Source organism: Hymenobacter mucosus (genome assembly GCF_900188255.1).
In the GTDB taxonomy this organism is placed as follows: domain Bacteria; phylum Bacteroidota; class Bacteroidia; order Cytophagales; family Hymenobacteraceae; genus Hymenobacter; species Hymenobacter mucosus.
Map to the genome: position 1 here is coordinate 119,593 of NZ_FZNS01000001.1, position 11,759 is coordinate 131,351.

The 11,759-nt window shown below is 56.4% G+C and carries 10 protein-coding genes; 7 read left to right on the plus strand and 3 right to left on the minus strand.

All coding sequences use genetic code 11. The annotated features are described in order from the left end of the window. Window positions 1-117 precede the first annotated feature (117 nt). The gene (locus tag CHB83_RS00515) at window positions 118-477 is read right to left on the minus strand and encodes a MerR family transcriptional regulator (RefSeq protein ID WP_045688123.1); all 360 of its coding nucleotides are present in this window, start codon (window positions 475-477) and stop codon (window positions 118-120) included. A gap of 304 nt (window positions 478-781) precedes the next feature. Here CHB83_RS00515 and alaS point away from each other — a divergent pair, with 304 nt between their 5' ends. The 7 genes from alaS (at window position 782) to CHB83_RS00550 (ending at window position 10,033) form a co-directional block, all read left to right on the plus strand. Further along, entirely contained in the window at window positions 782-3,466 is a 2,685-nt protein-coding gene (gene alaS / locus CHB83_RS00520; RefSeq protein ID WP_089331730.1) for an alanine--tRNA ligase, read from the plus strand. Window positions 3,467-3,522: 56 nt separating this feature from the next. Further along, complete coding sequence (locus tag CHB83_RS00525) at window positions 3,523-4,287, plus strand: energy transducer TonB (protein WP_052695139.1); 765 nt, start codon at window positions 3,523-3,525, stop codon at window positions 4,285-4,287. Between the two features lie 210 nt (window positions 4,288-4,497). Next, on the plus strand, window positions 4,498-5,232 hold the full coding sequence (locus CHB83_RS00530) for an energy transducer TonB (protein ID WP_143436947.1): 735 nt from the start codon (window positions 4,498-4,500) through the stop codon (window positions 5,230-5,232). A gap of 27 nt (window positions 5,233-5,259) precedes the next feature. Next, window positions 5,260-6,228 carry an LIC11966 family surface protein gene (locus CHB83_RS00535; RefSeq protein ID WP_089331313.1) on the plus strand — a complete coding sequence of 323 codons (969 nt, stop codon included), beginning with the start codon at window positions 5,260-5,262 and terminating at the stop codon, window positions 6,226-6,228. A 320-nt stretch (window positions 6,229-6,548) separates the two neighbouring features. Next, entirely contained in the window at window positions 6,549-8,006 is a 1,458-nt protein-coding gene (gene gatB, locus CHB83_RS00540) for an Asp-tRNA(Asn)/Glu-tRNA(Gln) amidotransferase subunit GatB (protein WP_045688125.1), read from the plus strand. Between the two features lie 109 nt (window positions 8,007-8,115). After that, window positions 8,116-8,703 carry a TlpA family protein disulfide reductase gene (locus CHB83_RS00545; protein ID WP_179225417.1) on the plus strand — a complete coding sequence of 196 codons (588 nt, stop codon included), beginning with the start codon at window positions 8,116-8,118 and terminating at the stop codon, window positions 8,701-8,703. Window positions 8,704-8,884: 181 nt separating this feature from the next. Continuing rightward, window positions 8,885-10,033: a redoxin family protein gene (locus CHB83_RS00550; RefSeq protein ID WP_045688138.1), complete on the plus strand. Its 1,149-nt coding sequence runs from the start codon at window positions 8,885-8,887 to the stop codon at window positions 10,031-10,033. A gap of 80 nt (window positions 10,034-10,113) precedes the next feature. Here the strand turns inward: CHB83_RS00550 and CHB83_RS00555 are convergent, their stop codons facing one another. Continuing rightward, entirely contained in the window at window positions 10,114-10,977 is an 864-nt protein-coding gene (locus CHB83_RS00555; protein WP_089331315.1) for a hypothetical protein, read from the minus strand. A gap of 116 nt (window positions 10,978-11,093) precedes the next feature. Next, window positions 11,094-11,615: an acyl-CoA thioesterase gene (locus CHB83_RS00560; RefSeq protein WP_218823161.1), complete on the minus strand. Its 522-nt coding sequence runs from the start codon at window positions 11,613-11,615 to the stop codon at window positions 11,094-11,096. Window positions 11,616-11,759: the final 144 nt, after the last annotated feature.

Sequence of the window (11,759 nt, forward strand, 5' to 3'; positions counted from 1 at the left end):
AGCTGGCTATGATGATGAGAAATGCATCTGCCGGAACAGTAAATAGAAACATGGTTAGCCCGACGCCTGGCGTATCACTAGGCGTATTCGCAGCATGAAAGCTGGTCGGAGTTCCCATTAACCTTGCGCCTTGCCAATAGCGTCCAGCTCCTTCTTCATGGTCACCATGAACTTGCGGATTTTCTCTAGGCTCTGAATCACGTCAATCTTTTCTTTCAACTGAGGACCCTTCTGCTTGAGCATGTCGCGGGCGCCGGGAATAGTATAGCCGCGCTCCTTTACCAGGTGGTAGATGGTGCGGAAAATGTCGATATCCTGGGGCGTGTAGAGGCGGTTTCCCTTCTTGCTCTTGCGGGGGCGCAGTTCCTCAAACTCCGTTTCCCAAAAGCGAATCAGCGACGGGGCCACGCTGAACTGGGCGGCTACCTCGCCAATGGTGAAGTACTGCTTCTCAATATCGCGCTCTTTGTAAGGCATAGGTCAGGAGAATTAAAAATCGTTGTCTGGCTGAGCGGAGGCGAAGCATCTCGCCCACTACGTTGAGCAAATGGTAGGGGACTTAGCCGGGAGTAAAGATGGTTTGCTAAGCTCAGCAGAACAGTCAAAAGTAGGCGGCACCTACATGGGTTTCGCTTTCCGGGTTAGTAGGCTACCTTTGCCACTGGCACAAGTAGCTTTAATTGCGAAAAATAGCCAAAATACCGGCGGCCGCCAATTTCCGGCGGCCTTGTTCACGAACCTCACGAGTCCGCACAGCCTAGCTGCGCGTTATCCCTGTTTTATGTCACTGCCCACCGCCAGTCACGTCCGCCAGCAGTTCCTGGATTTCTTTGCCTCCAAAGGTCACCACATCGTACCCTCGGCACCCATTGTGGTGAAGGACGACCCCACGCTGCTGTTCATTAACTCGGGCATGGCCCCGTTCAAGGATTACTTCCTCGGTAACAAGCCCGCCCCCTTTAAGCGCATTGCCGACACGCAGAAGTGCTTGCGCGTGTCGGGCAAGCACAACGACCTGGAAGAAGTAGGCTACGATACCTACCACCACACCATGTTCGAAATGCTCGGCAACTGGTCGTTTGGGGACTACTTCAAGAAGGACGCCATTGCCTGGGCCTGGGAGCTGCTCACCGACGTGTATAAGCTGCCCAAAGACCGGCTCTACGTGACGTACTTTGAGGGCGACCAAGGCGACGGCTTGGGCCCTGACACGGAGACCCAGGAGCTGTGGCGCCAGTACGTGGCCGAAGAACGCATCCTGCCCGGTAATAAAAAGGATAACTTCTGGGAAATGGGCGATACGGGCCCCTGTGGCCCCTGCACCGAAATTCACATCGACTTGCGCGACGAAGCTGAGCTGGCTCAGAAATCGGGTCGTGAGTTGGTAAATGCCGACCACCCCCAGGTAGTTGAAATCTGGAACAACGTGTTCATGGAGTTTGAGCGCCGTGCCGATAAGTCGCTGCTGAAGCTGCCTTCGCAGAACGTAGATACGGGCATGGGCTTTGAGCGCCTGATGATGGCCGTGTCGGGCGTGAAGTCAAACTACGACACCGACGTGTTCCAGCCCCTGATCAAGTTTATTGCGGCAGAAGCTGGTTTGCAGTATCACGGCACCGCTCCGGCTACCGTAAACGACCAGCCTGCTACGGAGAACGAGAAAACGGACATTGCCATCCGCGTAATTGCCGACCATATCCGCACCATCTCCTTCGCCGTGGCCGACGGGCAGCTACCCAGCAATGTGAAGGCTGGCTACGTGATTCGTCGTATTCTGCGCCGGGCCGTGCGCTACGCCTTCTCCTCGCTCAACCAGAAGCAGCCCTTCCTTTACAAGCTGGTGCCCGTACTGGCCGATCAGATGGCTGGCATCTTCCCCGAACTTAAGCAGCAGCAGCAGTTTGTGCAGCGCGTAATTGAAGAAGAGGAAATTGCCTTCCTGAAAACCTTGGAGAACGGCCTGCGCCGCTTGGATGCGCTGGAAGAAACGGCCAAAGCCAATGGCAGCCGCATCGACGGAAAAACGGCCTTCGAATTGTCGGATACGTTCGGTTTCCCGCTGGACCTCACCGCCCTCATTGCCCGCGAAAAAGGCCTAACGGTAGACGAGGAGGGCTTCAAGAAAGAGTTGGAAGCCCAGAAAAACCGCTCCCGCAATGCCCAGGAGGCTGAGCAGAGCGACTGGACCATTGTGACGCCATCGGAGGAGCAGCCTGCCTTCGTGGGCTACGACCAGGAGCAGGCCCCGGCCCGCATCCTGCGCTACCGCCGTACCGACCGCAAAGGCAAAACCGAGTACCAAGTGGTGCTCGACCAGACGCCGTTCTACGCCGAATCGGGCGGCCAGATTGGCGATACGGGTTACCTCGAATCGGGCTTGTCGAAAGTGCGCGTGATTGACACGAAGAAGGAAAACGACCTTATCGTGCACACCCTGCTAGATTTACCTCAAGACCTGGAGGCCGACTTTACGGCTGAGATTGACCACGCTCGCCGTGACCAGATTCGCCGTAACCACACCGCTACGCACTTGCTGCAAGCAGCTCTGCGTGAGGTAGTCGGCCCGCACGTGGCGCAGAAAGGCTCGTTGGTAAATGAGAAGCTGCTGCGCTTTGACTTCAGCCACTTCACTAAGGTAACGGACGACCAACTGCGGCAGGTAGAAACCATTGTGAACCAGCGCATCCGTCAGCAGATTCCGCTGGATGAGCGCCGCAACGTGCCCATTGATGAGGCCAAAGCGCTGGGTGCTACTGCCTTGTTTGGCGAGAAGTACGGTGAGTTTGTGCGCGTTATCACCTTCGATCGGGAGTTCTCGGTAGAGCTCTGCGGCGGCACCCACGTGCGCACCACTGGCGACATTGGCTTCTTCAAAATTACCTCGGAAAGCGCGGTAGGAGCTGGTGTGCGCCGTATTGAGGCCGTAACGGCCGAGGCGGCCGAGGCCTTCGTGAATCAGCAGTTGGATTTGCTAGTACAGGTACGCGAGGCCCTGGGTAACCCCCAGCACCTTATTCCCAGCATCGAAAAGCAAACCGAGGAAATTGCCGGCCTGCGTAAGCAGATTGACCAGTTTGCCCAGCAAAGCATCAACCAGCAGAAAGACCAGCTGGTAGGCCAGGTGAAGCCCCTAGGTGGCGTCAGCTTTCTAGCAGCCCAAGTGCAGGCTACTTCAGCCGACGGCCTCAAAACCCTGGCCTTCAACCTGCGTCAGGCAGTACCGAACTTGGTAGCGATACTAGGTGCTGAAATCGACGGGAAGCCTCAGCTGGCAGTAATGCTTGATGATGAGCTGGCCAAGGGAGGGAAGCTGAACGCTTCGACCTTGGTGCGCGAACTAGCCAAGGAAATTCAGGGCGGTGGCGGCGGTCAGCCTTTCTTCGCTACGGCCGGCGGCAAGAACGTGGCAGGTATTGGGGCGGCCATCGGCAAGGCAGAAGAGCTGATCAGCAAAGCACTAGCTTAAACTATGCGCTTGGGTTTACGTGCAAGGGTAAGCTTTTCAAGTAGCCTGTCTAACATATGAATAAGCTGTTTGCCTGGTTAAGGGGCCGAAGTGCAACGGAGAAATCCGGGGGTGCTTCGGCCCCTTTTTCTATCAATAATGCCGAGGTAAGCTACCTGGACGCTCGCAGGGCAAGCTGGCCCACCCCCGATGGGGCAGCGTATCGGGTGGAAGTGCGCCGCCCACGAGGTACGGTAGAAACGCGCACGTATCGGCTGGATGCTGGGCCGGAGTGGTTGTGGCAAGTGCAGCTTGAAGCACCAGACGCTTCGCGGGGCCAACTACAGCAAAGTCGGGTGCGCTACTGGCCTTGGGGGCAGGAACACACGCGCACAGAAATTTCCTTTTTGGCGGGCCTTCGGCTGATTGAGCACTGGGAGTATTTCGGGAACGGCGAGCTGCTTCGCCACCGCTCCTCGCAGCAGGGGCAGCCTACGCAGCGCTACGTACATACCCCGGCCGAAGTCTATACCTACACAGAGCAGATGCCCGTGTACCCCGGCGGACAGGAGCAATTGCTCAAGGATATTAGTCGGTGGACGAAGTACCCGGCCGTATCCCTGCGCAATAGACACCAAGGGAAGGTATTTGTGAAATTTGTGGTGGGCGCCGATGGCTTGGTGGACGATATTAGAATCGAGACAGGGGTGACGCCCGAACTAGATGCTGCCGCTCTTGCTGCGATACGCAGCATGCGTTCGGTGCGCTTTCGGCCAGGGTTCCAAAACTGGCGAGCTGTGTCGGTGCACTTCACAGTTCCCATAACTTTTGCTATCAATTAGAGAGTGGGTAGCTACTAGACGCCGCCGATGCGGGTATTGCTATACCGCAAGGCAATGCTCAGCGGCACTACTGTATGCTTGGATTATACATAGGTGTTAGTATTTTTGAATGTCTAGTTAGCCACTTACAACGGGCACTGTGCAGTAGTGGATGGAAGCTCCTAGTGCGCAAGGTTCGTTTCCATATAGCCTCGCCATCCGTTATTTTCTGTGAGACGCATCCTTGTTTTGGCCTTTTTCCTGGGGGGGCGGGTAGCCGCTGCTCAAAGTCTGACGGAGTTTTTCAATGCCCAGCCGGGCAACCACAGCGACGGGGGGTTTAGAGTAGCTCCTGACTTGCGCACTGATACTATCCGCACAGCAGCTGATGCCGGCACGGTAATGCGCTACTTTCCTACCGGACAATTGCAAGAACAGTTACCTTACCGCAGCTTCCGAAAGCAGGAGCTGCACGGTACCCAAACCCGCTGGTTTGCTTCGGGCCAGGTGCAGGCGCGCGAGGAGTACGTGGATAACCGCCGCCACGGTGAGTTGCTGACTTATTATCCTAGTGGCACTGTACGCCGCCGTGAACACTACCAGCATGGTCAGCGCCTCACGGGTGAGTGCTTTGCCCCCGATGGGCAGCCACTGGCTTACGTTGACTATATGCTGATGCCGGAGTATCCCGGCGGGCTGAACGCCTTGTTGCAGACGATTGGTAGCACAACTAAGTACCCCAAGCTTGCGCTAAAGCAAGAGCAGACAGGCCAAGTGCAGATTGCTTTCATCATTGACAAGAAGGGGCAAGTAAGCAATGCACATGTGCTTAGGAGTGTGGCACCGCTACTCGATGCCGAAGCCCTGCGCGTGGTGAATAGCCTGCGCGGCTGGAAACCGGGCCGCCTGGATGGAGAAGCGGTTGATGTATACTTTACCCTGCCCGTCACCTTTACCATTCAGTAATTTATTGTCTTCACCTAACCATATTCTATGCGTATTTCTACTCTTCTGCTTACTGCTGGTCTACTAGCTGGGCTAGCTACCACTACCTCGGCTCAGACCTTTACCGACCCTGGTGCCTACAACAACTTTATTGTGAGCGAGCAGCGGGCTATGCTCAAGAAAAACCTGCGCTACATCAGCAAATCGGCCCACTCCGACAACGAGAAAAAGATTGATGCCAAGCGCCAGGATCTTATTAAGCAAACCGAGTTGTCGTTGAACAAAGTGGCCAAGATGCCCGCCTTTCAGGATGACAAAGGGTTTAAGGAGCAAACCACGGAGGCACTTTATCAGCTGCTGAAAGTATACTCGGAGGACTACAAGGCCGTGGACATGCTGGCGGCCACTCGCACGGCTACCATCGAAAACATGGAGCAGTACTTCAAGCTGCAAGAAGTTGCGGAAGCCAAGCTGCAAGTAGTGAACGACTCCGTAGATGCGGCCCAGCATCGGTTTGCCCGGCGCCACAACATGACTATTTCGGAAGATCCTGAAGGCAAGCGCCTTGCGGCCTACATGCGGCAGGTATCGGAAGTAAATGCCTACCAGCACAAGGTGTATTTGGCCCAGTTCCGCATTGAAAAAGCCAACGCCCGCCTCACCGATGCGCTCAATTCTCAAAACGCCGCCGCGTTTGAGCAGGCCCGTTTGCAACTCCTGGAAGACACCAAAACGGCTGCCACCGAGCTGGCCGCTATTGTTCCTTTCCGGGGTAAGGATGCGCAGTACCGCGACGCGGCACGCAATCTGGTGAAGTTCTATGCCGGCTTTGCGGCCAACCAAGCCGCCCAAATGAAAGAGCTATTGGAGCGCAAAGACAGCTTCACCAAGGCCGATGCCGATAAATTCAACGGCTTTATTACGGTATACAATACTCAGAATCAGAAGTTGGCTACCGCCTACAACCAGGCCGGCAACAACTTCCAGGCTACCTACATTCCGGTGTTCAACGACTAAGACTGTGTACAGAAACCAGCCATACTGGCTGCTGGCAGAGGGGCCAGGAGTAGGTATGGTGAGACGCGAGGCCAATTTCGCTTCGTACAAGTCAAGTAGGTTAGGAGCGAACTGAGGCTCTACCATGGGGCGTCGGTGTCCGCTCGACAGCAGTTTCCTGCGGAAACCATACTAGAAAAGACCTTCTTTCAGCGGCGTGAGCGTGTGGTACATGACTCGCTCCGCCGAAAGAAGGTCTTTTCGTATGCGGAACATGACACCTTTTCTCGGGTAGATAGTTTTATCTTGCAGCCCCGGCGGCCTACCCGCCTACTTTTTCTATGGACGACAGCATCAAAGCAAAATACCAGCCCGTTATCGGCCTCGAAGTGCACGCCCAATTGCTCACGCGCAGCAAAATGTACTCTTCCGATGAAAACGAGTACGGTGCCCTGCCCAATAACAACCTCAGTGTCATTACTCTGGGCCATCCCGGTACGCTCCCACGCGTGAACTCCACTGCGGTGGAGTATGCCATGAAAATGGGTCTGGCCACCAACTGCCAGATTCGCCGCAATAATCTGTTTGCGCGCAAGAACTACTTCTACCCCGACCTTCCCAAGGGCTACCAAATCACTCAGGATAAAACGCCCATCTGCACCGGCGGCCACGTAGAAATCCGCTTGTCTGACGGTTCCACCAAGAAAATTGGTATCACCCGCATCCACATGGAGGAAGATGCAGGGAAGTCCATGCACTTGGCCGGAGAGGTAGAAACCCTAGTGGACCTGAACCGCGCCGGCGTGCCCCTCATTGAGATTGTGTCGGAGCCGGATATTCGTACCTCGGAGGAAGCCTACGCCTACCTGGCAGAAATCAAGAAGCTGGTGCAGTACCTGGACATTTGCGACGGCAACATGGAGGAAGGCTCTCTGCGCTGCGACGCTAACATTTCGGTGATGCTGAAAGGGGCCGATCAGTACGGCACCAAGGTAGAGGTGAAGAACATGAACTCCTTCCGGAACGTGCAGCGCGCCATCGACTATGAGATTGAGCGGCAGATTGCCATGGTGGAAGCCGGTGAAATCATCGACAGCGAAACGCGCGGCTTCGACGCCCAAAGCGGCACTACCAGCGGCCAGCGTTCCAAGGAAACGATGAACGACTACCGCTACTTCCCCGAGCCCGACCTGCCCCCGGTAGTTATTGATGATGAGTGGCTGCACCGCGTGCAAGCCGAACTGCCGGCCTTGCCTCAGCAATTGTACGCCCGCTTCACGGGTGAGCTGGGGCTCTCAGACTATGATGCTACCGTGCTGACGGCCGACAAAGACGTGGCGCTCTACTTCGACGAGCTGACGCGCCTAACCACGAACGCCAAAGCTGCCGCCAACTGGGTGACGGGCCCCGTGAAAGCCTACTTGAACGAGCGCGCCCTCACGCTAGAGCAATTCCCGCTCACGCCCCAGCACCTAGCCGACATCATCAGCCTCATTGATGCAAACAAGATCGGTCACTCGGTAGCCAGCAAGCAACTCTTCCCGTACCTGCTCGACAATCCCACGCAAACGGCCGCCGCGGCTGCCGAAGCCCAGGGCCTGTTGCAGCAGTCGGACGCTGGCGCTCTGGAAGCTCAAATTCAGCAAGTGCTCGATGCAAATCCTGCCAAGGTGGCGGAATATCGGGCTGGCAAGAAAAGCCTCACGGGTATGTTTATGGGTGAGTTGATGAAGCTCACGGGGGGCAAAGCTGACCCCAAGCTGGCCAACCAACTGCTGCGCCAGAAGCTCGACGCCTAAGCCACGGTTCCGTTGTATCTTGAAACCCACCGGTACATGCTAGTGCCGGTGGGTTTTTGTTAGGTGGTATGACTGTGGGTTGATGCCGTTGAACTGTACATGTTTGCTCTTGCTCGGCGAGTTTATCCTAATCGGGTATCAGGGACTATCGACTCCCGAGGAAGAAGTACGTGTGCCCTTCGCCAGAACCAGCAGGTCCTTGAGCCATCAAGGGGAGCCCCGCAGCCAAGCAACTGGGCCGGATGCACGCCAGGCGGGAAGCTGGCACCGTACGGCCCAGGGGCAGCCCTTCCCGTCCCTGTGCTTACCCGATACGGCGGGTGTACGCACGGATATAGCTACGCTGCGTGGTCGCTACGTTCTGGTTACCCTGTGGCAACCTGGCCGCCTTACTAATGAAGCCCAAGTGCTCAACTTCCAGAAGCTGGCGCGGCAGTTTGGCCCTCGGGGGCTGGTGCAAGTGCATATTGCCTGTGCAAGCCCGCGGCGTTTGTGGCAGCAGTCTGTGCGTGCTAGTGGCCTGCCAGGTACGCACCTGCGGGACATGGGCCGTGGTAAGCAGAAAAGGGCTACGGAGCTGGTGGATTCCCAATTACCACTCACCTTGCTGATTAGTCCGGATGGGTACGTGCTAGCGCGTAATCTGCACGGCAGAGCCCTGGGAGAGAAAATTGCGGAGTACATTCCGCTCGACTAATGACTAAAAGTGCGGGAACCGACCAGGCCACACTGGTGTACTAAGAAATGCCAACACGTATAGAATCCGGGTCAGCATTCCTGAATTACGCCTGAAATCGGCAACTTGCGGGCTCAACGCTTGTCTCTTGCCAAACGGTATACCGGCCCGCAGCCGGTCCGCACTCCGAATGACGCACAAAATGAAGAGTTTCCTAGTTATGGGTGCCCTGCTGGGTATGGTCAATGCCTGCAGCAAAAATACAACGCCTACTACCGGTACCGCTAGCACCGCTGCCGGCTACCAAATCAACGGCCAGCTGCAAAATGCTCCCGCCGGCACGAAGCTGTACCTGGCGGAGCTAGGCGACACCCAATTTGTGTCACGCGATACGGCTACGGTAAACGAAAAGGGAGAATTCACCTTCACGGGTTCCGTGCCCGAAGCCGGGCTATACCAGGTAAAGGCCAACGACCAAAACCAAGTGTTGCTAGTTCTCCAGAATGGCGCCCGCGTGCGGCTCACCGGCGACGCGCAGAAGCTCAGCGACACCTATACCGTGCAGGGCTCCCCTGACTCCGAGTATCTTCAGCGCGTGAGCCGCTCCGTGTTGCAGAGCCAGCGTGCTTCGCAAGCCGCCATGCCCCGGCTGGAGCAGCGTTATAACCAAGCAGCTCAGGCCGGCCGCTCCGATTCTATGGCTGCCATTCAGCGGCAAGCGGAAGCGCTTCAAACCCAAGGCCAAGCCGAGGTACGCCAGTTGGTGCGCCAAAATCCAGGGTCAGTGGTGTCGGCTTTCGTGGTGAGCGGGGTGCTCAACCCAGAAGAGAACTTTGGGTTGGCAGATACAGTAGCTACTCAGCTGAAGAAAACCATGCCTGACTCGCGCTATACCAAATCGTTGGTAGCGCGCTTGGAGCCCATGCGTGCCACGGCCGTAGGCTCGGTGGCCCCCGAAATCAACCTAGCCGCTCCTGATGGCAAGCCGGTGACGCTTACCAGTCTGCGTGGCAAGTATGTACTCATCGACTTTTGGGCTAGCTGGTGCGGGCCCTGCCGCCGCGAAAATCCCAACGTGGTGAAGGCCTACAATAAGTATAAGGGCAAGGGATTTGAAATTTACGGGGTTAGCTTCGACCAAGACCGGGGCAAATGGCTGAACGCTATTAAGTCCGATGGTCTTACCTGGACCCACGTCTCTGACCTGAAAGGCTGGGAAAGCGCCGCGGGCCAGAGCTACAGCATCAAATCTATTCCGGCTTCTATTCTACTAGATCCTCAAGGTCGTATCATCGGCAAAAACCTGCGCGGTGAAGCCCTGGAAGCGAAGCTCGCCTCCGTGATGAAGTAGTAGTAGTGCCATTACAGCAATAAAAAGCCCCACCGTAGTGGGGCTTTTTATTGCTGTAGCCTCTCGGTCGGCTACGTGGATTAAAGGAACATGCGCTGCATCGCCTGCCAAAGCTGCTTTTTGCGGCCGGCATCATACTCCAGCATGCTTACTTCACTAGCGCCTAGAAAGGCGGTGTCCCCAAAAAGGAGTACCGGCTCGTAGGGCTGGGTGGTGTAAACAGCCACATCCAGCAGGTTTTTGCCAAAAGCCAGAAACTGCTTTGCCGCCAGGTGCTGCCGTAGGCTACACAGCGCCACTGGATAGGTGGGGTGCTCTACATTTACCAGCACTACGTCTTCCACAATGAGGCGAATAGCCTTGAGAATATTATTAAGAAAGACGTTGCGGGGCAGCTTGCGGAAGGCATCTTCGGGCAAGCGTACCAAAATGATAAGCCCGTTTGGGTTACTGCCCAGTGTAGAGAACGGAATATGCGCTACGGGCGACTGAGTAGGCGTAGGTTGCACGCGCCCAGCGGGAGCTGCCGCCGCGGCCGGCAGCTGCGCCAGTGAGGGCGTCACCAGCTCGCGCACGGTAGCAGCGGGGGCCGCTAGTAAGGCCTGAACGGGTGGGGCTTGGGGTGCTACGGCCGGTGGCACCGGAGTACTCGTTGCTGCCAGACCCAGGTTTGCCAAGGAAGGGAGCTTGCCCGCTGGCGGAGCTGCTGCCGCTACAGGTGCCAGTGGTGGCACCGGAGCTGGCACCACAACGGGCGGAGCCGTAGCTGCTGGCTCGGGGGCCGCCACCACAGCCGAAGCAGTTATGGGGGCCGTGTTAGCCTGTTCTTCGCGCGCAACCGCCGGCACCGCCGGGCTGGCTACTTGGCTGGCATCGGGCACCAGATACAGGGAGGCTCCATTGTAAAAGTTCTGGTAGAAAGCGAGGTCAGCGGCCGAATTCATGCGTTGAGAGCAGCAAGAGTACTAAGGTTACTAGAGAGACTATGTGTTACTATTTCTACTTAAGATAAGTAAGGATAATAGATTAATGGCATGCTAGATATGATAACAACTAGTGCTTACTCTCCCAAGGCGAAGTAGGCGCGTAGTTCTGTGGCGTCCGATGGTTTCATGCGGCCGGCTAGTACTAAGCGGAGCTGCCGCCGACGCAATGCACCTTCGTAGAGGTGAACCTCTTCGGGAGTCTCTGGCATGGCGTCGGGTACGTCAATAGGGCGGCCCGATTGGTCGACGGCTACGAAAGTGAAAAAGGCCTCGTTAGACTTTATTTTGGTGCCGCTTGGAATGTCCTCCGCCCATACGTCAATGTGCACTTCCATGGAGGAGCTGAACGCCCGGGTTACTTGCGCTTCCAACGTAACTACGCTACCCAGCTTGATGCCCTCCCGGAAGGATACATTATCAACGGAGGCAGTTACTACAATGCGGTTGGAGTGCCGCTGGGCTGAAATGGCCGCAGCTACGTCCATAAGGTGCATCATGCGGCCGCCCATTAAGTTATTGAGCGTGTTTGTGTCGTTGGGGAGCACCAGCTCGGTCATGCGAACGAACGAGTCTTGTACGGGCTTTTGTTTGCGCATCATGCGGGAAAGACTTCTAAGAATTTGCTGCAAAGATAGGAGCCCGGTTTGCTACTTGGTGCCTTTGCGTGAGGGGCAAGCCGATACGGGCCAGGTCATGCTACCCAGCTTCCGCGTACTTGCCCGGCAGGAGATAGAAATCTA